Source organism: Frankia sp. CpI1-P (assembly GCF_001421075.1).
GTDB classification, from domain to species: Bacteria; Actinomycetota; Actinomycetes; order Frankiales; family Frankiaceae; genus Frankia; species Frankia torreyi.
The window spans coordinates 6,066-25,654 of record NZ_LJJX01000019.1; the positions used below are offsets into that span (position 1 = coordinate 6,066).

General features: G+C 71.5%; 15 protein-coding genes, 1 tRNA gene and 13 pseudogenes. 11 read left to right on the top strand and 18 right to left on the bottom strand.

The features are described 5' to 3' along the window. Nucleotides 1-608, bottom strand: a 608-nt coding sequence (locus FF86_RS34760; RefSeq protein WP_206778950.1) for a hypothetical protein, incomplete at both ends; no start/stop codon positions are given. Nucleotides 609-1,745: 1,137 nt separating this feature from the next. Between FF86_RS34760 and FF86_RS48440 the strand changes: the two genes are divergently transcribed. The 3 genes and pseudogenes from FF86_RS48440 to FF86_RS48450 all read left to right on the top strand — a co-directional run. Further along, a partial coding sequence (locus tag FF86_RS48440) for a TRM11 family methyltransferase (RefSeq protein WP_255355794.1) occupies nt 1,746-2,209 on the top strand: 464 nt, incomplete at its 3' end. A 1,444-nt stretch (nt 2,210-3,653) separates the two neighbouring features. Further along, nucleotides 3,654-3,991: pseudogene (locus FF86_RS48445) on the top strand (site-specific integrase); the annotation flags it as partial. A 454-nt stretch (nt 3,992-4,445) separates the two neighbouring features. Continuing rightward, complete coding sequence (locus FF86_RS48450) at nt 4,446-4,940, top strand: tyrosine-type recombinase/integrase (protein WP_242418781.1); 495 nt, start codon at nt 4,446-4,448, stop codon at nt 4,938-4,940. Between the two features lie 57 nt (nt 4,941-4,997). Here FF86_RS48450 and FF86_RS14300 read toward each other — a convergent pair. Further along, a tRNA-Lys gene (locus FF86_RS14300) sits at nt 4,998-5,070 on the bottom strand. Nucleotides 5,071-5,289: 219 nt separating this feature from the next. Here FF86_RS14300 and FF86_RS48455 point away from each other — a divergent pair. The 3 genes and pseudogenes from FF86_RS48455 to FF86_RS48465 form a co-directional block, all read left to right on the top strand. Then, a partial coding sequence (locus FF86_RS48455; protein ID WP_242418757.1) for an alpha/beta hydrolase occupies nt 5,290-5,612 on the top strand: 323 nt, incomplete at its 3' end. Nucleotide 5,613: 1 nt separating this feature from the next. Next, nucleotides 5,614-5,974: pseudogene (locus FF86_RS48460) on the top strand (alpha/beta hydrolase); the annotation flags it as partial. Nucleotide 5,975: 1 nt separating this feature from the next. Next, nucleotides 5,976-6,138, top strand: a pseudogene (locus tag FF86_RS48465) (alpha/beta hydrolase); the annotation flags it as partial. A 15-nt stretch (nt 6,139-6,153) separates the two neighbouring features. On the opposite strand, the gene FF86_RS14310 reads toward FF86_RS48465, so the two are convergent. The 9 genes and pseudogenes from FF86_RS14310 to rpsR all read right to left on the bottom strand — a co-directional run. Next, nucleotides 6,154-7,326 (bottom strand): cytochrome P450 (locus FF86_RS14310; RefSeq protein WP_242418758.1); only part of this gene is annotated, 1,173 nt, incomplete at its 5' end. 110 nt (nt 7,327-7,436) lie between these two features. After that, the coding region (locus tag FF86_RS14315; RefSeq protein ID WP_242418759.1) for an ATP/GTP-binding protein at nt 7,437-7,845 on the bottom strand (409 nt) is incomplete at its 5' end. A gap of 1 nt (nt 7,846) precedes the next feature. Further along, nucleotides 7,847-8,063, bottom strand: a pseudogene (locus tag FF86_RS48470) (ATP/GTP-binding protein); the annotation flags it as partial. Next, the gene (locus FF86_RS14320) at nt 8,044-8,403 is read right to left on the bottom strand and encodes a DUF742 domain-containing protein (protein ID WP_044885944.1); all 360 of its coding nucleotides are present in this window, start codon (nt 8,401-8,403) and stop codon (nt 8,044-8,046) included. The gene FF86_RS14320 and the pseudogene FF86_RS48470, both read right to left, overlap by 20 nt. Beyond that, nucleotides 8,400-8,819, bottom strand: coding sequence for a roadblock/LC7 domain-containing protein (locus tag FF86_RS14325; RefSeq protein WP_044885945.1), 420 nt, complete (start codon nt 8,817-8,819; stop codon nt 8,400-8,402). Before FF86_RS14325 ends, FF86_RS14320 begins: the two co-directional genes overlap by 4 nt. A gap of 28 nt (nt 8,820-8,847) precedes the next feature. Beyond that, the coding region (locus FF86_RS48475) for an ATP-binding protein (RefSeq protein ID WP_242418760.1) at nt 8,848-10,152 on the bottom strand (1,305 nt) is incomplete at its 5' end. Between the two features lies 1 nt (nt 10,153). Continuing rightward, nucleotides 10,154-10,950, bottom strand: a pseudogene (locus FF86_RS66450) (ATP-binding protein); the annotation flags it as partial. Nucleotides 10,951-11,708: 758 nt separating this feature from the next. After that, nucleotides 11,709-11,806, bottom strand: a pseudogene (locus FF86_RS48480) (30S ribosomal protein S18); the annotation flags it as partial. 1 nt (nt 11,807) lies between these two features. After that, nucleotides 11,808-11,963 (bottom strand): annotated as a pseudogene (gene rpsR / locus FF86_RS48485) (30S ribosomal protein S18); the annotation flags it as partial. 342 nt (nt 11,964-12,305) lie between these two features. Between rpsR and FF86_RS14340 the strand changes: the two are divergent. Together FF86_RS14340 and FF86_RS62410 are read left to right on the top strand one after the other, a co-directional pair. Then, on the top strand, nt 12,306-13,086 hold a 781-nt coding region (locus FF86_RS14340), incomplete at its 3' end, for a DUF4394 domain-containing protein (protein WP_255355797.1). Nucleotide 13,087: 1 nt separating this feature from the next. After that, nucleotides 13,088-13,148: pseudogene (locus tag FF86_RS62410) on the top strand (hypothetical protein); the annotation flags it as partial. Nucleotides 13,149-13,275: 127 nt separating this feature from the next. Here the strand turns inward: FF86_RS62410 and FF86_RS48490 are convergent. The 6 genes and pseudogenes from FF86_RS48490 to FF86_RS48515 all read right to left on the bottom strand — a co-directional run. Next, the coding region (locus FF86_RS48490) for a S1 RNA-binding domain-containing protein (RefSeq protein WP_242418761.1) at nt 13,276-14,263 on the bottom strand (988 nt) is incomplete at its 5' end. A 1-nt stretch (nt 14,264) separates the two neighbouring features. Then, nucleotides 14,265-14,519: pseudogene (locus FF86_RS48495) on the bottom strand (helix-hairpin-helix domain-containing protein); the annotation flags it as partial. Nucleotide 14,520: 1 nt separating this feature from the next. Continuing rightward, nucleotides 14,521-14,795 (bottom strand): annotated as a pseudogene (locus FF86_RS48500) (RNA-binding transcriptional accessory protein); the annotation flags it as partial. Nucleotide 14,796: 1 nt separating this feature from the next. Then, nucleotides 14,797-14,895 (bottom strand): annotated as a pseudogene (locus FF86_RS48505) (hypothetical protein); the annotation flags it as partial. A 1-nt stretch (nt 14,896) separates the two neighbouring features. After that, nucleotides 14,897-15,125 (bottom strand): annotated as a pseudogene (locus FF86_RS48510) (hypothetical protein); the annotation flags it as partial. A 1-nt stretch (nt 15,126) separates the two neighbouring features. After that, nucleotides 15,127-15,927, bottom strand: a pseudogene (locus tag FF86_RS48515) (Tex-like N-terminal domain-containing protein); the annotation flags it as partial. 434 nt (nt 15,928-16,361) lie between these two features. Between FF86_RS48515 and FF86_RS14350 the strand changes: the two are divergent. Then, nucleotides 16,362-17,591 (top strand): MEDS domain-containing protein, encoded by a 1,230-nt coding sequence (locus FF86_RS14350; protein WP_044885950.1) that lies wholly within the window; start codon nt 16,362-16,364, stop codon nt 17,589-17,591. Nucleotides 17,592-17,637: 46 nt separating this feature from the next. Beyond that, the gene (locus FF86_RS14355) at nt 17,638-18,426 is read left to right on the top strand and encodes a peptidoglycan-binding protein (protein WP_044885951.1); all 789 of its coding nucleotides are present in this window, start codon (nt 17,638-17,640) and stop codon (nt 18,424-18,426) included. Nucleotides 18,427-18,466: 40 nt separating this feature from the next. Here the strand turns inward: FF86_RS14355 and FF86_RS14360 are convergent. Beyond that, nucleotides 18,467-18,899, bottom strand: a 433-nt coding sequence (locus FF86_RS14360; protein ID WP_242418762.1) for an SRPBCC family protein, incomplete at its 5' end; no start/stop codon positions are given. Nucleotides 18,900-19,225: 326 nt separating this feature from the next. On the opposite strand from FF86_RS14360, the gene FF86_RS48520 reads away from it, so the two are divergent. Then, nucleotides 19,226-19,588 (top strand): DUF4407 domain-containing protein (locus FF86_RS48520; RefSeq protein ID WP_242418763.1); only part of this gene is annotated, 363 nt, incomplete at its 3' end. Nucleotide 19,589 lies beyond the last annotated feature (1 nt).

A 19,589-nucleotide genomic window follows, 5' to 3' on the forward strand; every position in this document is an offset into this window, starting at 1 on the left:
GCGAGGACCGCGTGCAGCAGCCGTTCGTGGGCGACCGACAGCCGCAGCGCCCACTCCTCACCCGGCGTCACCGTCGCCGCGGACAGCACCGCCGGAGTCGCGCCCTGGCGGGCGGAGAGAACCAGCTTCGCCTCCGCGCCGCTGAGCACCCCGACGCGGACCGACTGGGCGAGCAGCCAGCGCAGCCCCGCACCCCACGGCCGCGGCGGCCAGGCCGCCGCCACCGGCACGCACGTCCCCACCGGCAGCCGGGGGAACTGCGCGCACGCGAAGGCCAGCCCGGCGCGGTAGCCGCCCCACACCAGCCGGTGTTCCACCCCGAGGCCCGACTCGCTGGCCCGCAGCGCCTCCAGGAAACCGGTGAGCACCTCACCGTCGAGATCCGCCCGCAGACCGGGGCGGCCTTCGGCCAACGCGGCGGAGAGGTGCCGCAGCATCGGTAGCGCGACCCCCACCGCCGCGACCAGCCAGCCTTCCTCGTCCTGGCGCTCTGCGATGTCCCGCCATACCGCCGCCCGCGCCCGCGCCGAGAACGCGGTGTCACCGAGAAGCGTCTGCAGTTCGACGATTCCCACCGGACGCTGCGGCAGCTCCTCGTGGACGTCACGNCCCTCGAGAACGCACAGGCCGCGTTCGGCTACCTCCGCGAAAGCGACGCCGGCGAGATCCAACGCCGTCGATTCTCCGCGTGCCGGATATCCGTTCACTGGTCTCCCTCGCTGTTCGTCAGAAAACGTGCGAGACCAGAACATCAAAAGCACCTGGCGAAACCGCTGACACCGTTGTCGAAATCCCTGACAGCGGCCTCCGTCATACGCAGGACGGGGGCCGGCCGGACCTGTCAGAAAGGCGCCCGTGCCAGCGGTTATCCCGCCGGACTGCCCGGGACGGAGGTATGGAGGGGCGGTTTTTTTCTTCGCTGGCACCGTAGGAATGTCAGCCGGTCCGCCAGCGACCTGTCAGGCGCTGTGGTCACCCCGTCGGTTGTGACGGAATCGGGGTGTCAGCGGCTCCGTCAGGACTGTCAGGGAAAAAGCCAGACGTTCGGGGTTTCCTCGGAACTGCCTCTCACCGGCCCGCCGCCGGTCCGAGACAACCTCCGCTGCTTTCCCCGAAGGAGACATGGCTGTGCCGTTCACATCGGGCACCACCGATCCCGGCCGCGAACCGGTCCCTCTCACCGTATGGACCACCCGCACCCAGGACGACGAACCCTNCTCCGAGGATGTTCTCGGTCGTGTTCTTGACGCCTACAGCCGTCGCGGTGACCTGGTCCTGTCCACCACCAGCGTCCCGCCCGCGGTCGGCGACCGGTGCATTACCGCCGGCCGACGTCACCGCACCGTGAACACCACCACCGAGGTGGACATCCTCACCGGCCACCGCCTGGACGCCGCCGCGCTCATCGTCGACCTGCACACGAGCACCGCCAGCCGCACCGTCCGCGCCGCTCTGTACGAGAAGATGGCCTTCTTGCTACGACCGGCCGGCATTCTTCTGATCGGGCTACCGCCCTCCATTCCCGACGGTGACCCTCTCACCGACACCGTCGCCGCCGCCCGCAGCGCCGGCCTGACCTACACCCAGCATCTCCTCACCATCCGCATTCCCCTGCCCGCAGGCTTTCTCACCCCGCCCGCGGACTGGGATCCAGCCGGCGACCCGACCCTGCCCACGCCGCTGCCACCGCTGCGCGTGCATGCCGACATCGCCGTGTTCACCCGCCCCACGGTTCGGAGCAGCCGTTGACCGCGACCAACCCGACTCCGCGGCGGGCCTACAGCCTCATTCCCGCCGGCCAGCAACACCCCCGCACCCAGCGCACCGGCCGTTACACCCCCACCTCCACCCAGCACCCCGCGCGCATGCTGCCCGCGCTCGCCCGCCACCTCATCGCCACCTACAGCCAGCCCGGCGACACCATTCTTGACCCGATGTGCGGTATCGGCACCACACTGGTCGAAGCCGCGCACCTCGGCCGGCACAGCCTCGGGGTCGACCTGGAATCCCGCTGGATCTCCCTCGCCCGCGCCAACCTGCGCCTCGCCCGCCAGCAAGGCGCCCACGGAACCGGCCGGCTTTTCCGCGGCGACGCCCGCCACCTCGAGCAGGTCATTCCCGCCGACTATCACGGCAGGATCAGCCTGCTGCTCACCTCACCGCCCTACGGGCAGGCCACCCACGGCACCATCGCCCTCGCCCCCGGCCANGGCGTCCACAAAACCGACTACCGCTATTCCGACAGCCCCGCCAACCTGGCGAACACCGACCTCGACGGTCTCCTCGACGGCATCGCCGCCGTTCTCCGCAGCGCCCACCGGCTCCTTTCCCCCGGGGGCATCGTCGCGCTCGCGGTCCGTCCTTTCCGCCACGCCGGCGCGCTGGTCGACCTCCCCGGCGCCCTGGTCGACCTNGCCGACGAGACCGGCCTGCACCTGCACGCCCGCGCCGCGGCCCTGCTCGCCGCCGTCCGCCCCGACGGCACCCTCGTCCCCCGCGCGACGTTCTTTGCCCGGCACAACATCCGCGTCGCCCGCGCCGCCGGCCACCCCCTCCATCTGATCGCCCACGAGGACATCCTCCTGCTGCGCACCCCTACCAGACCCGGCTGACAGCGGCCGCGACCTGCGCGAACAGGCAGCGCCGCCGCGGGGACGATGTCCGGCGCCGGGCTGACAGTTCGTTGGCGAAAGCCCTGACAGTTCGTTGGCGAAGCCCCTGACACCCCTGCCGCCGGGCACGCCGCACGACCCGGCGGCAGGGACCGCCTCGGCACAGCCCCTACTCGGCGCCCGCCGCCCGCCGGCCGCGTGAGGGACCGTGACCGTCCCCCGGCTGAGCCCTCCAGGCCGCGTACTCCGCGCCATCTCCCTCCGCCCATACCCCCGCCCTGCGAGGACCTTTTGGAGGTCCTGTTGAAGGAATGGACCGACGCGGACATCCGCCGTCTCCCCGCCGTCGTTGATCTCGTCACCGCCGGCGAAATCCTCGGGATCGGTCGCACNCAAAGCTACCGGCTCGCTAAAGCCGGGAAGTTTCCCGTGAAGATTCTCCGGATTGGTAGCCGATACAAGGTGCCAACGTCCCTCATTCGTCGGCACCTGTCCGTCGACGAGACCTCCATCGAAGACGCTTGACGCGGGATTTCGATAGAGCATCAATTGTATTGATGGTCGTCGCCATCGACCATGCCGACGATGTGTCATGGTTTCCAGTTCGTATCGGCCATGAATTATGTTCTCTGCCTCGTCTCATGCTGTTCTCTCTGTCAAACGACTCCGCGGTCCTTTCGAGCATGTGAAGGAGTGCTAGGTGTGGCGTCAGAAGATTCGCGTCCATACCTGTAAGGGTGAGGTGGATCGTCGGCTCCCCAATCTGGGATTGAAAGGATTCTCTGCAGGGTGGAAATTGGTACTGAGAAAAGGTGTGGCTGCCGTGGTACGGACGGCCGTCAGCTCGGAAAACGCNGCCCCAAGCTCAAGAAGAAAGATCACGGAAGGTGGTCGTATCGGATCCAAGTCCCCGATGATCTGCGGCCGCTGGTAGGCCGAGGGCAGATTCGGGGCTCTGGATACGCCACCGAAGAAGACGCACGGACGGACGCCGAGAAGGAAGTCGTCAAGATCCGTGCAGGCCGGCAGCATATCGGCCAGTTGACTGTCGGTCAGTACCTGGACGCCTGGCTCGCGGGAAAGCGGCGACTTCGCCCCACAAGCCGCGGGGGCTATGAGAGTAACATCCGCCTCTATCTGCGCCCCCTGCTCGGGGAACTGCCCCTCAAGGGTCTCCGGAAGAGCCACATAGATCAGATGATCGCACGGCTTGAGGTCGAGGGATCCGCTCCCGTGGAAGGGGGCAACGGTGCGATGAGAAAGTCTCGACCACTCGCTCCGAAAACGATCCTCGAGATCTTCGCGACGCTGCGAGCCGCGCTCAATGATGCAGTGGTCGAACGGTTGATTGACTGGAATCCTGCTTTGGGTGTGGAGATNCCGGAACAAGATGAGGAGGAGGTTGAACCGTGGGAACCCGAGGAGGTCGGCCGATTCCTGGACGAGGCCGCTGACGACCGCCTGGCCGCCCTGTACGAGCTGATCGCCATTCACGGGGTACGTCGAGGGGAAGCCTGTGGGCTGGTCGACACGGACGTTGACGCGGAGGCGTCGAGGCTGACGATCTGCCGGCAGATCGTCGAGTCGCAGGGCCGCCTAGGCGTGTGGCCACCCAAGACGAAGTCGGGAAAGCGGCCACTCGATATCGATCCGATGATGCTCGAATCAATCACGGCACGCCAGCTCGAGCGCGATGCCGAGCGCGACGCGGTCGGACCGGCATGGAACAACGGCATCCTGCCTAACCAGCGCGGGGAATTGGTACAGCTCGTCGGACTGATCTTCACCCGCCTCGACGGGAGGCACCTCTCGCCGGCGTACGTCACGAGCCATATGCAGGTGATTGCCCGTCGGGTGGGGCTGTGCTGCCAACTCGTGCGCCCGGCCAAACGGGGCGCAAAGACGCTGACGGTCGGCAAGCGGTACCGGGCGCCAGAAGGTGTATGGACGGTTTACCGGGATCGGGAGCCGTGCGGGCAGGTGACGGTGATCGGCTGCACCCGACGTCGCGGCTCCGGCGCGGTGCTACACCTCGCAGAGGCGCTGCCGATCGACCTGGAGACCGGCACGGAGCTCGGCGAGAAGCTGCTGTCCCGCAAACGTCTTCATGATCTTCGGCACGGGAGCGCGAGCATCCAGATCGCCGAGGGCGTGGACATCACCCTCGTGTCCAAGCGGCTCGGCCATGCCTCCCCTGCGATCACCGGCCGCCTGTACGCGCACCTGCTGCGCTCGGCCGGAAGAGAGGTTGCTCAAACCACGGCGAGCGCCATCCCGCGTCGTGCAGTGCGGGCGGCGCGCCCACACGACGCCCACAACGATCAATAGTCATGATCCGCGTGTGTGGGACCTACTAACCATGCAGCTAACACGCCTGTCACGGGGTGGGCCGTCAGGGACTCGAACCCTGAACTCGCCGGTTAAAAGCCGGCTGCTCTGCCAATTGAGCTAACGGCCCCGCGGGGCGATCCTACCCGGGTGGGGTGTGGTCCTCGAAGCCGCCGGCCATGGGGGAGCCGGGCCGAGGCGCCATCCTGGTGCGACGCGGGTCACAGTGCGCCGGACCGTCGCTTCCGTCGATGATGGCGATCTACGACCTCACCTCCTGCTTTCCGGACGCGACACGCCACCCGGGACGAGTCGGGGGACGAGCATCCGCGAGCGTCGAGGAGCCCACGTGAGCGACATCAGCCCGGCCGCCCAGTCCGAACCGAACGCCGCGAGTGCGGGGCGCACGATCGTCTTCATCCACGGGCTGTGGCTGACGTCGGCGAGCTGGCAGCCGTGGATCGACCGGTTCGCCGCCCGCGGGCACACCGGTCTCGCCCCGGAATGGCCGGGGATGGATCGAGACCTCGAGGCGTTGCGGAACGAGCCGACCGCCGACAACCACGTCGGCCTGGTCGAGGTGACGAACAGCTACGCGAAGGCCGTCGAGGCCCTGCCGGAGGCGCCGATCCTCGTCGGGCACTCGTTCGGCGGCCTGATCGTCCAGCTCCTNCTCGACCGTGGCCTCGGGGCGGCCGGGGTGGCGATCTCGCCGGCGCCGGTGAAGGGCGTGCTGCGGCTGCCGCTGGCCACGCTGCGCTCGTCGGCTCCGGTGCTGACGAAGCCGGCGACCCGCGGCCGGGTGGTCGGGCTGACCGCGGACCAGTGGTTCTACGCGTTCGCGAACACGGTCAGCCGGGCCGAGTCGGACGAGCTGTACGCGCGGCTGCAGGCGCCCACCCCGGGCCGGCCGCTGTGGCAGGCCGCGTTCGCGAACGTCAACCCGAAGGCGCCGAGCAAGGTCGACTTCACCAAGGCCGACCGGGCGCCGCTGCTGGTCCTCGGCAACGGCGCCGACCACACCGTCCCGGCGTNGGTGAGCCGGGAGGCGTACACCCGCCAGCGCAAGTCGGGGGCGATCACGGCGTACCACGAGTTCCCGGGCCGCCCGCATCTGACGGCCAGCGTGGCCGGCTGGGAGGAGGTCGCCGACCTCGCCCTCGCCTGGGCGCTGACCCCCCGCTCCGGCGAGGTCTGAGCTCGGCTCGGCGGGTCAGGACGGCGAGAAGTGCACCGGAAGGGCGGACAGGCCGCGCATCCACGGTGACGGACGCCAGACCAGCGCGTCGGGAGAGACGGCGAGGACGGCGTCGGGCAGCCGGTCGAGCAGCACCTCGACGGCGCCCCGCACGATCGTCTCGGCGATCTCCTGCGCGGGATACGGGCAGCGGTGCTCACCGTGGCCGAAGGACATGTGGGCGTGGTTGCCGCCGGGTCCCTCGAAGGAGTCCGGCCGCACCTGCGGGTCGCCGTTCGCCGCCGCGCAGCTCAGCACGAGCATGTCACCGGCCTGGATGTGCTGGCCGGCGAGCTGGGTGCTGCGGACCGCCCAGCGGCCGGACATGTTCTGCAGCGGCGTGTCCTCCCACAGCACCTCGTTGAGTGCCTGCCCGACGCTGCGCCGGCCCCCGGAAAGGGTGACGGCGAAGCGGCTGTCGGTGAGCATCAGCCGCAGCGTGTTGCCGATCCAGTCGGTGATCGGCTGCTGGCCGATTCCGACGATCAGCAACAGGTCCCACGACGCCTCCTCGTCGGTCAGCTTCCCGGGATGGCCGAGCATCGCGGACGGGAGGTCCGGCCGGGGGCGTGCCCGTCGGTCGGCCAGCAGCGCGTTGATGATGGCGACGAACCGGGAGTGGCCGGCGACCGCCTCCGGCCCGGAGCCGTCCGTGGCCGCGTTCATCGCCGCGAGCAGCTCGGGCAGGCCGGTCTCGGGGATGCCGATCATGCGGCCGATCAGCAGCATCGGCATCGACTGGGCGTACTCGGCGATGAGGTCCGCCTCGCCGCGCCCGGCGAAACCGTCGATCAGCTCGTCGCAGGTCCGTTCGCACAGCGCCCGCAGCTCGAACAGGTCCACGTCGCCGAGCACGTCGTTCATGATCGCGGAGCGGCGCTCGAACTCGGCGCCCTCCAGGTGCATCGTGTACGGCTGGTAGCCGACGACGGGGAGCAGCGGCCAGTCCGGCGGGACGCGGTCCCAGGCGTTCCAGCGGCGCGGGTCGCGACCGTACAGCTCCGGGTTGGTCGTCACGTAGTGCAATTCCCGGTAGCCGAGGACCAGCCAGGCGGGGATGTCGCCGTCGAGCAGGATCGGCGCGACGGGGCCGTGGACGCGCCGCATCTCCCGGTACATCTGCGCCGGATTGTGCTGGAATCGCGGGCCNTACAACCGGACCGCCCCGGGGTGGTCCGGGAAGTCCGGGGCCGGCACCGCGAGCTCGGTGGCGGCCGGCGCCGCAGCCCAGTTGTCGACGCGGTCGTGGGACGGAGGTGTCACGGCGAGGTCTCCCGGGCGGTGGACAGTGCGTACAGGTGGTTGACCAGTGCGATCAGCACCGACTTGCTCGACGCGCGGTGCCGGGCATCGCAGTCGATGAGCGGGACGTCGTCGGACAGAGACAACGCCTCGCGCAACTGCGGCAGCGTGTGCTCCGGCTCGCCGAAGTTGTTCCGCGCGACGATGAACGGCATCCCGTGGTGTTCCAGCCGGTCGATCGCGTACCAGGAGTCCGCCACCCGGCGGGTGTCGACCAGGACGACCGCGCCGAGCGTCCCCGCGAACAGCCGGTCCCACAGGAACCAGAACCGCTCCTGCCCGGGGGCGCCGAACAGGTAGAGCACCATCCGCTCGTTGAGGCTGATCCGGCCGAAGTCGAAGGCCACGGTGGTCGTGGTCTTCTCCNGCACGCCGCCCGTGTCATCGATGCCGATGCCGGCGCCCGTCATCGTCTCCTCGGTGCTCAGCGGGCGGATCTCGCTGACCGCGCGGACCATCGTGGTCTTGCCGACGCCGAACCCCCCGACGATCACGATCTTCAGGGCGTCGTTGACCGTGCTCGCCAGCGGGGCGCGGGAGCGCGGTGGGGCCTGGACGGCGACCTCAGAGCTTCTTGAGTCCAACGAGCACCTGCTTCAGGATCTCGGGATGGGGCAACGGCGTCCTGACGACGGAGGCCGAGGGATGGCGCGCCGCGATCCGGCCGGTATCCAGCAGGTCGCAGAGCAGGATCTTCACCACGCTCACCGGCAGCTTCAGCTCGGCGGCGAGCTCCACGACGGCGACCGGTGTCCGGCACATCCGCAGGATCGCGGCGTGCTCGGACTGCATGCCTGGCGCCGGGTCGCTTTCGCTGACGATCAGCGTGACGAGGTCGAAGGCGTTCTCGTCGGCGCGGCTGCGCCCGCCGGTGACGGTGTAGAGCCGGTCGGGGTTCTCCCCGTCGATGGCCTCGCGGATCACGAGGCCGCGAACCCGGGGGCGGCCTCGCGCGGCGGGGCGCTGAGGTAGTCGCCGATCTGCTCGACCAGCTCGTTCATGTTGTGCCCGATCACGCCGGCGTCGGCATCGTCGGTCGCCACGACGGCGAGGTGAGCGCCCTGGCCGGCCTCGATGATGAACAGCAGCCCGCCGTGGAACTCGGTCATGGACTGCCGCACGCCTCCGCTGCCATCCCCGAACTCCACCGACGCACCGTGCGAGAGGCTCTGGATACCGGAGGCGATGGCGGCGAGCTGGTCCGCCTGATCCACGCTGAGCCCGGAACTGCGGCAGAGCTTGAGCCCGTCCTTGGAGAGCACCAGGGCGTGTCGGGTTCCCGGAGTCCGCTCCAACAGGTTCTCCAGCAGCCAGTCGAGGTCACGGGTTCTCGTGTTCATGCTTGTCTCCGGCCGTGCGTAGGAGCGATCAGGAGTTGCCGTTCCGCCTGGTGGGGTGGCCGCTGGGGATGGACCCGTCGGCGTCGGTCCCGCCCCGCGTCTGGAACCACGTGCCCGTGTCCGGACTGCTGGCGGTGCCCCCGGCATCGGGGTGCGGTTCCGGCGGTTCCGGCAGCATGGTCGGTCCGGTCAGCATGGTCGGTCCGGTCAGCGCGGTCGGTCCGGTCAGCGCGGTCGGTCCGGTCAGTGATGGCGGCAGCAGGGGCAGCGCGGGCGGTTCGGCTGGTGACGGCGGCGGGGGTGGCGCCGCCGGTTCCGTGCGTGACGGTGACAGCGGTGGCAGCGGTGGCAACGGCGGGCGACCCGCGTCGGGCCGGTCGGTCACGTCGGAGGTGCTCGAGGCGTCCGCGTCGGTCCGCCCGCCGCGGGTCGCGCGGCGGAAGGCGCCGAAGCGGGCACCGGCGTCGGCGGGCGGGGAGGTGCGCGCCGGCGCGGGCGGGACCGGCAGCCGGCCCACCGCGTTCGCCATGGTCTCCCCGCGACGCCGTTTCGGCAGCGCCTCGCGGGGCGCCGGCGGCGCGGCCGGCTCGCCGGGAACATCGGCGCGCGCAACCGGCCCCGTCGGGCTGTCCAGGATGGGGGTGCCGGGCGCGGCGGGTCGCCCCGCCGCGGCACCGCCCGCGAAGTCGGTGCCTGCCAACTCGGTGCCCGCCAACTCTGTGCCCGCCAACTCTGTGCCGTTGAAGCCGGTGCCGTTGAAGCCGGTGCCGTCGAAGCCGGTGCCGTCGAAGCCGGTGCCGTCGAAGCCGGGCTCGGCCGAGACGGGGCGCTCGAGCATGCCGATCGCGCCCCGAGACGCCGCCCCGGCGTCTGCGCGCCTCGCCGTGCCCGGGGCGCCCGCGGTCGCCTCGACGATCCCGCCCACCGGCAGCCCGGTTGCGGCGGGGTTCGGCCGTGGCTGGGTGACGAGCCGGCGGGGGATCATCACCACGACGCCGGTGCCGCCGCGCGAGGACGGCCGGAACGACACCGTCAGACCGTGCTTGCGGGCAAGCACGCCGACGACGGCCAGGCCCAGGCGGGTGCCGGACAGCGTGGTCAGATCCAGCGGCTCCGCCGAGACCGCGGCCTCGGCGCGGCGCAGCGCGGCGGGTCCCATGACCAGGCCGCCGTCCTCGATCGTCACGACGATGCCGGCCTGGACCTCCTCCACGTAGACATGCACCTCCTCGGACGGAGGCGAGAAGCTGGTCGCGTTGTCCATCAGCTCGGCGAGGGCGTGCATGACGCCCTCCGCGGCGTAGCCGGCGACCGCGACCGTGCTCGTCGAGTGNAGGCGGACCCGCTGGTAGGCGCTGATCCGGCCGACCGCGCCGCGCAGGATGCTCTCCATCACGATCGGCTTGGTCCATCGCCGCCCGGTGCGGGCACCGGTCAGCACCGCGATGCTGTCCGCCAGTCGGCCCGCCTGCGCGGTCGCGTGGTCCAGACGGAGCAGGTCGCCGAAGACCTCCTCGTCGTGGCGCTCCTCCATCTCGCGCAGGTCCGCGAGCATGCTCGTCGCCAGGGCCTGCACCCGGCCGGCCGCGTTGGCGCAGGCGGACATCGCGGCGGCGCGCATCCGCTCGCCGCGGCCGATCTCCGTCGCCAGCGCTCGCAGGATGCGCCGATGTGTCTCGCGCGCCTCGCGGTTTCCGTCGCCAATCTCCGGGTCCGCGGCGCCGATCTCACCGATCTCGGCGATCTCGGCGAGCGCGGCCTCGGGCGAGGCGCCATCACGCAGCCGCTTCACCACCGCGGGCAGGACCTGGTCGGCGAGCTGGGCGGCGCGGGTGTTCTGCGTCTGGACCTGCAGCTGCGCGCCGGCGAGCCGGTTCTCCAGGTCGGTGACCTGGCTGCGTAACCGGCGGACGGCCCGACCTCGGCCGAGCGCGAGCGCGACGGTGAGCAGCACGACGGCGGTGGCCACCACCGCGGACACGATCACCGGCGGCCGGTCCGGGCCGGCGGTCGCGACGTTCGCCCACACGCCCGCGCCGACGACGGCCAGGACGGCGATCAGCAGGACGACAGGCGTCTGATCGGTCAGGGCGCGGGGACCACGGCGGGTGGGCAAGGCATGTGTCGGCATGAGGCGGTCCTCGTCAGCGGCTGGTGGCTAGCACGCGGGGACGGTCCGGGCGGCCGCCGAGGGCGCGCCGTGGGCCGTGGGTGCGTTCGGGGTGGGACGTGCGTCGACCCAGGTATGTGACTGCCACGGTTTCGACCCCCCGGTCTCGCCTTGTCGCCGGTCCCGCCTGTGGATCTCGCCGGTCCCGCCTGTGGACCTCGCCGATCCGGCCTGTGGACGAGGCGCCCAGGCCGCCGCCGGCGGCGGCCGGCCCGGGTCGGTGGCGATGTCGGACAGCCTAGGCACGCATTCACGGCTCGCCGACGGTCAGCAACCAGCATTGAGCGGGACGATCGACCCCTAGTGGCAGGGATGGGGCACTGTTGTCCCCGAATGGTCCCCGGAGCTGCGCGGAACCATCCGGGGACAAGGGATCGGTTCCGCTAGAGGCGGCGGTCCTGCCTATGCGCGAATGGCCTAGATTCCCGGCCGCCTTGCCGGAATGCCCCGTTTGCCCGGCTCATTGGTGATGATTTGATGGCATCTGGTCGATATGGGGGCGCCGCGGCACCGTCTCGCGGATTCCCCGCCTAGCGGTGACGTGATGGTGCGGCTGCCGGCGTGGACCGAGCCAGGGACGGACTGTTGGCACTTTCGGGCCATCGGGAGAACCTGGAAGGCTCGCTGTCGGCGACGGGCGCGGCCTGGTCCAGCGCAGCCCGGCCTGGCGCGGTGCAGCTCCGGCCTGGCGTAGTGCAGCCCGGCGCGGTGCGGCGTGCTCAGCGGCCCCGGGCCGCGGCGGGGCCAGGGTAGGGCAACAGCGCCATCTCCCGGGCGTTCTTGATCGCCCGGGTCACCTCCCGATGCTGGCGGGGGGNCAGCCCGGTGATCCGCCGCGCCCGGATCTTGCCCCGGTCCGAGATGAACTGGCGCAGCAGGGCGATGTCCTTGTAATCGACGTAGGTGATCCCGCGTTCGCGGAGAATGTTCGGCTTCTTACGCTGTCCCGGCTGCGGGGCGCGACGCGTGGGCATGGGATGACCTCCTGTCGACCATCGGCGTCATCTCGGTTATCTCACGGAGCGCGCCGTGATGGTCGGGCGACGACGATCCGCGCTCGGTCGCCATGGCGGCGCCACCCACCCCGGTTTGGCGGCAAACCGCCGATCCTGCACATCGTTGATTTCAGGTAACTCTAAGCATCTACTTCGGCCGGGTGGTGGTCACGTGGGGTGACGGGGATCGCGGCCTTCCGCCTCACATCAACCGTTCGGAAGGAGACTCTCGTGAGTAGAAGCCATTCTTCGGCACGCGCGGCGGCACTCACCGCCGCGCTGGCCGCCGGAATCGTCGCCGCCATCCCGGGCCTGGCCGGGGTGGCGAGCGCCGCTCCCGCAGCCCCGGGTGCTGCGGGTGCCGCGGCCGTTTCACAGCGCCCGGCACTGTTCGGCGGCCTGCGGGCGGTCGGGCTGACCACAACGGGTTACCTGGTCCGCTTCGACGTCAACGCGCCCTCCCGGCTGGTGCGGATCGGTCGGGTCACCGGCCTCGTCGGCGGCGACACGAGCCTCATCGGGATCGACTACCGGGTGCAGAACAGCCGGCTCTACGGTGTCGGCAACCTCGGCGGCATCTATGTGATCAACACGTCCAACGCGGTCGCGATCCGCGTGTCGCACCTGACGGTGGCGCTCAGCGGCACCGCCTTCGATGTCGACTTCGACCCGGCGGCCAACCGACTGCACATCATCAGCAACACCGGCCAGAACCTGCGGCACAACCTCGACGACTCGATCGGTACCCCGCCGATCGGCACCACGGTCGTCGACACGCCGCTGAAGTACCCGCCGGCGGTCATCGCGGCGAACGGTCTGACCGGCGCCGCCTACACCAACAACGACCTGGACCCCGCGACGTCGACCACCCTGTTCACCATCAACACCACCCTCGGGCAGGTGGATGTCGACTCGCCGGCCAACTCCGGCCAGCTCGTCCCGACGGGGCGGTTCGGCGTGCCCGTCGGCGGCAACGCCGGCTTCGACATCTACACCCGACGGTCGAACGGCCGGGCAGTCAGCAACCGGGCCTTCGCGACCCTGCTGGTCGGGACCACCTACCGGCTGGCCGAGATCGATCCGCTGACCGGGCGGATCCGCGNCCACGGCTCGTTCCCGAGCAACGCCCAGGTCGCCGACATCGCGATCCCGCCGAACCAGTAGAGGGCCGAGCCAGCCGGAACTGCCGCCAGACTCGCGGCGGGTCGGGATGGTGCCCACACCGTCCCGACCCGCCCGCGGGGTCCTGCCGACCGCCGCGCCCGCGCCCGCGGGCGCGCCCCAGGCCGGGTCAGCTCCGCTTGCGGTCGGAGCCGTCGAGGGTGATCCGGTCGCCGGTGACGATCCCGGCCCGCCGCAGCGCGTCGGCGATGGCCCCGTCCGGCGCACCGCCGCGCCCGCCCCGGCCACCGCCCGCACCGCCGCCGCCCCGGCCACCGCCCGCGCCGCCGCCGGAACCCACGCCGCCGGAGCCCCCCGTCCCGCCGCGGCCACCGCCGCGCGTGCCGGGACCCCGACCGGCCGATCCGTCGCGGCCGCCGCCCCGGCCACGGCCACCGACGCCGTCGCGGCGCTCACCGCCGGCCTCGCCGCGCCGCGCGCCCTCCCGACCCGTGCCGCCGCCGCCGGGAGCCCGCCGCTCGCTACCGCCGCTACCGCCGCTACCGCCGCTACCGCCGCTACCGTCGCCGCCGCGGCGCCCCGAACCGCGCCCGCCGCCGCCCGCCGGCGCCCCGACCTCGTCGTCCAGGCGCAGCGTCAGCGAGATCCGCTTACGCGGGATGTCGACGTCGAGAACCTTCACCGTGACGATGTCGCCGGGCTTGGCGACCTCCCGCGGGTCGCTGACGAAGTTCTTCGACATCGCCGAGACATGCACCAGGCCGTCCTGGTGCACCCCGATGTCGACGAAGGCGCCGAAGGCGGCCACGTTGGTGACGGTGCCCTCCAGCGTCATCCCGGGCACCAGGTCCGCGAGGGTCTCGATCCCCTCCGTGAACGCCGCCGTGCGGAACGCCGGCCGCGGGTCGCGTCCCGGCTTCTCCAGCTCGGCGAGGATGTCGGTCACCGTCGGCAGCCCGACGGCGTCGTCGACGAACTCGGTCGGCTTCAGTGACCGCAGCACGGCACCGTTGCCGATGAGCGTGCTCAGCTCGCTGCCGGTGGCCGCGAGGATCCGCCGGACCACCGGGTAGGACTCGGGGTGCACGCTGGAGCCGTCCAACGGGTCGTCCCCGCCGCGGATGCGCAGGAAGCCGGCGCACTGCTCGAACGCCTTCNGGCCGAGCCGGGGCACCTCCCGCAGCGCCTCGCGGGTGCGGAACGGGCCGTTGGCGTCGCGGTGGCGGACCAGGTTCTCGGCGAGGCCCGCGCCGATTCCCGACACCCGGGTCAGTAGCGGCGCCGACGCGGTGTTGACGTCCACCCCCACGGCGTTCACGCAGTCCTCCACCACGGCGTCGAGGGACGACGACAACCGCGTCTCGGACAGGTCGTGCTGGTACTGGCCCACCCCGATCGACTTCGGATCGATCTNGACGAGCTCGGCGAGCGGGTCCTGCAGGCGGCGGGCTATCGAGACCGCGCCCCGCAGCGAGACGTCCATCCCGGGCAGCTCGGCCGCTGCATAGGCGGACGCCGAGTACACCGACGCCCCCGCCTCGGAGACGGTCACCTTCGTCAGGGACAGCTCCGGATGCCGGCGGATGAGGTCGTCGGCCAGCTTGTCGGTCTCCCGAGAGGCCGTCCCGTTCCCGATCGAGATCAGGTCGACGCGGTGCTCGGCGGCCAGGCGGGCCAGGGTGGCGATCGNCTCGTCCCAGCGCCGGGCCGGGACGTGCGGATGGATGGTGTCGGTGGCGACCACCTTGCCGGTCGCGTCGACCACGGCGACCTTCACGCCCGTGCGGTANCCCGGGTCCAGGCCCATCGTCGCCCGGCTGCCGGCCGGCGCCGCGAGCAGCAGGTCGCGCAGGTTGGCCGCGAACACGCGCACGGCGGTGTCCTCCGCCGCCGTCCACAGCCGCATCCGCAGGTCCACGCCGAGGTGCACGATGATGCGGGTGCGCCAGGCCCAGCGGACGGTGTCGACGAGCCAGCGGTCCGCCGGCCGGCCCGCGTCGGAGATCCCGAAGGTCTCGGNGATCCGCAGCTCGTAGCTCGTCGGCCCGGGTGCGGGCAGGGCGCCCGGCTCGGCCGGGGTGTCGGGCTCCAGGGTGAGGTCGAGGATCTCCTCCTTCTCGCCCCGGAACGCGGCCAGGATGCGGTGCGAGGGCAGCGAGGTGAACGGCTCGGAGAAGTCGAAGTAGTCGGCGAACTTCGCGCCGGCCTCCTGTTTGCCCTCCCGTACCCGGGAGACGAGCACGCCACGGGACCACATCTGCTCCCGCAGCGCGCCGATGAGATCGGCGTCCTCGGCGAACCGCTCGACGAGGATCGCCCGCGCGCCCTCCAGCGCGGCCCCGGCGTCCGCCACCCCCTTCTCCGGGTCGACGTAGCCACTCGCCGTGCCGTGCGGGTCGAGGGCAGGGTCGCCCAGCAGGGCCAGGGCCAGTGGCTCCAGGCCGGCCTCCCGGGCGATCTGCGCCTTCGTCCGCCGCTTGGGCTTGTACGGCAGGTAGATGTCCTCCAGCCGGGCCTTGGAGTCCGCCGCCAGGATCTGCGCCTCAAGGGCCTCGTCGAGCTTGCCCTGGGCGCGGATGGACTCCAGCACCGCCGTGCGCCGCTCCTCCAGCTCCCGCAGGTAGCGCAGCCGCTCCTCCAGGGTGCGTAGCTGGGTGTCGTCGAGGGTGCCCGTCGCCTCCTTGCGGTAGCGGGCGATGAAGGGCACGGTGGCGCCCCCGTCGAGCAGGTCGACCGCCGCCGTCACCTGCCCCTGGCGCACGCCGAGCTCGTCGGCGATCCGCTGATGGATGGACCGCTGTGGGACAGATGTCGTCGTCACAATGCCTGATCCGCCTTCTCGTCCTCGTCGCTGCTGTGCGCGTCAGCGCGGTGCCGGGCCGTCCGGCCGATCCGCGCTGACTGCGAGACTACGGGCGATCACCCGCCGCTTTCCGCCCGGGCGGCCATCCGGGCTGATGCGCCGGCCGCCGCCCGTGGGCCGCGGTGCGGCGATCGGCCCGGGCCGCCGTCCGCCGAGGGCATCCTCCGTGGTCGTGGCTGGTCCGGTGTGATCCGGTGTGATCCGTCCCGTTCGATTCCGTTGCTGGGCATATCCCATTGGTGCGACATGACCTATGATGTGCGCGTGCGCACAGGGGGTGGGGCCGCGGGTGCGGGAGACTGTTATTCTCCGCATTCCGGACGTGGTCCGGCTGGATACGGCACGTCCATGCCGGGGCCGTCCGCCGCCGGATTGNGACGCAGGGCGGCGGAGTGACTCGGGAGAGTACTCCGGGCCCCGTTCGCGGCCCGGCCCTGAGCCCGACCGGCGTCGGCGGCATTCGCCACGAGGCTTTCCTGTACCGGGGTGACGTCGGTTTCCTCAGTGCGACCAGGGATTTCATCCTCGCCGGCCTCGCGGCGGACGAGGACGTTCTCGTCGCGGTGACGCCCTCGCGGATGGCGCTTCTTCGGGCCGTGCTCGGCCGGGCCGCGAGGCGAGTCACATTTCTTGACCTGACGGAGGTCGGCCGGAATCCGGCGCGCATCATCCCCGCCTGGCAGGAATTCCTCGACCTCGGGATCGAACGGGGCCGGACGGTCCGCGGGATCGGCGAGCCGCTGTGGTCCGGGCGCCCCGTTCCCGAGCAACGGGAATGCATGCTCCACGAGGCCCTGCTCAACGAGGCCTTCGCCGCCCCGCCGGCCTGGCGGCTGCGCTGCCCCTACGAGGTGACCGCGCTCGATTCGGTGACCGTCGACGAGGTGTGGCAGACCCATCCGGTGGTGGTGGACGGCGGGCTCGGCCGCATCAGCGCGCGCTACCGGCCGCCGGCCGGACCGGCCGCGTCGGTGACGGCCGCGGCTGCCGCCGTCGCCGTCGCGGTGGCCGAGGCCGGAGCCGCTTCGGCCACGGCCGCCGCCGTGGTGGCCGAGGCCGGTGTCACGTCTGCCAGCGCCACCTCTGTCGCCGCCGCCGCTGCTGTCGCCGCCGCGGCGGTGGCCGACGCTACCGTGGCCGTTGCGACGGGCGTTGCCTCCGGCCCAGGCGAGGGGGCCGATCTGCCGGCCCGGCCAGGCACGGCTACCCGATGGGATCTGCTTGCCGAGCCGCTACCGGACCTCGGTCCGCCGCGGGCCGAGGTTGCGTTCGGCCCGGCTGACCTCGGTCTGGTCCGCGCGGCGGCCACCCGCGCGGCCCTCGCGGACGGGCTGGGGGAGGACCGAGCCGGCGATCTCGAACTCGCCGTGCACGAGGTCGCGACGAACAGCATCCGCCACGGCGGCGGGCGAGGAGCCGCGCGTTTCTGGATTTTCGCCGGCTGCCTGATCTGCGAGGTCACCGACTCCGGTCAGCTCGCCGACCGGCTCGCCGGGCGACGGCGTCCGGACCTCGACCTCAGTGGCGGGCGCGGGCTCTGGCTTGTCAACCAGCTCTGCGATCTCGTGCAGCTCCGTTCGGGGAGCGCCGGCACGACCGTGCGGATGTTCATGTACGTCTGACCGGTCGCGGCGCTGGCGCGCACGCCCGGTGGGGGAGGAGACTGCGGTGACGTCAGCGGAGCGGACCCGGGTCGGGCGCGGAGCCTGGCCCACGGACGGCCGGGGCGGGACCATCGCCCCGGCGGAGGGCGGATCCGCCGCCGGGCCGGGCCGGTGCTACGGCGTCGGCGCGGGCGAGGCCCCACCCGCCGGCAGCACCGACGCGGACATCCTCGCCGTTCGCGCCGGGGTCACCGCGCTCAGCCGGGCGCTGAACTGGCACGGCGGGCCGGGCACCCCGGTGCCGACCGACGGCCGCTTCACCGCCGCCACCAGGGCGGCCGTCATCGCCTTCCAGGAAAAGCTGCAGCCCGTGATCAACCGTGACATGTACCTGCCGGCGGTCGAGCACAGCCTGGCGGGATTCGTCAACAAGGAGACGTCCTACGCGTTGTTCATGCCGATCGCGGACCGTTACGCGTTGAAGTACACGGTCCCCCGCGGACTCCTGCGCGGTATCACCACCATCGAGAGCAACTGGGATCCCGGCGCGGTCGGCTACTGGACCAACTCGGATTTCGGGCTCTGCCAGTGGAACACCACGCTTCCGGAGATCACCACCGCCCGGGCGCTTGATCCCTTCTGGGCGCTCGACTCCACCGCCCGGGCGATGCGAGAACGCTTTGATTCCGACCGCTGGGGCCATAACTGGCTGTACGTCATTGCCGCGCACAATGTCCCGACCTGGGCCGCGCAGTGGGCCCAGGGCGAACTATCCGCCACCGATCCGGCCGACAAACCAAAACTCGACCGGATGAACGGCTACGTCAGCAACGTCCTCGCCCGCGTCTGGTGACGGCGGTGGCCGGCCCGGTGCCGAGGGGACGCGGCGGGGGTCAGTCCGGAAGGGCCGTGACCTTGTCCAGGACCGCGGTGTTCAGCCGGCGGATGCCGATCGGGGCGAAGGTGCGTTCGAAGAAGCCGCCGACCCCGCCGGCGCCGTCCCACGTGGTGGTCGCCGTGACCGTGCTCTGCCGCTCGCCGGCGCCGGGCGTCACCTGCCACTGGGTCTGCAGCGAGGAGTTCTGGTCCGCCTCGACGAGGGTGGTCGGATCCGGCGCGGACACCGTCGCGTCGACCTGGCGGACCCGCTTGCGGGTGGCCTGCAGCCGGTAGGCGATCCGGCTGCCCGCGCCGATGCCACCCGCCAGCACCCGGTACTCCGAGACGTTCTCCGGCCAGGACCGGGCGCGGGTGCCCTGGTAGTCGGCGAGCTTCGCGACGACCTGCTCGGGCGTGCCGGGCACGGCCCGCTGGACCACGACCTTGNTCTGTCCCACCGCTGTTCCTCCCTCGCTGCCGGGCATCCGCACCGGTCAGATTCGCACGCCGGCCGCGGACGCCGCAGCAGGGCCGCCCAAGCACCGATCCGGGATGGCCGGATCGATTACCCAGAGTTACATTGCGAGAGACGCTGGCGGCGGCCCCGAGACTGGCCGCGGCCACGGGGGCGCCGATGAGGGGGTAGGCCGATTTCTCGCGTATGGCCAGGTTGTCCGCGTGCCTTCGGAGATCTCCTCGTCTTCTGCACGGGCGCGGACAGCCGCGCGGTAGGTCCGCAGGACCGGCACCGTTTCGTCACCGCCGGTGCACTCATGCTGCTGACCGCTGGGCTCGCCACCTACGCAGGGGCCACCGTCGCCGGGATGGGCCTGCACCGCTCGGCCCTCGGCGCGCTCCCGTTCGGCCTGTTCTACGCAACGGTGATCTTTTTCCTCGACCGATCGGTGCTGCTGTCCGCCCGCCCGTACCGCTACGGTCCGGACGGGTCCGTCCGGGTGGGCCGGGCCGGGCCGGCCACCGTCATGCGGATCTTCATCGCCGTCTGCGCCGCGGTGCTCGTCGGGGAGACGCTGCTACTGAGGATCTTCGCGCCGTCGATCGCGCCGCGGGTCACCCAGATCCGGCAGGAGGATCTCGGCCGGGTGCTGCGCGGCTGGGATGCCAACCAGCTCGGCN

Bases quoted from the DNA above. Each gene is read 5' to 3' on its own strand.
- FF86_RS48450 (WP_242418781.1), top strand. From the start codon at position 4,446: ATGCAGGTGATTGCCCGTCGGGTGGGGCTGTGCTGCCAACTCGTGCGC.
- FF86_RS14325 (WP_044885945.1), bottom strand. From the start codon at position 8,819: ATGAACACGAGAACCCGTGACCTCGACTGGCTGCTGGAGAACCTGTTG.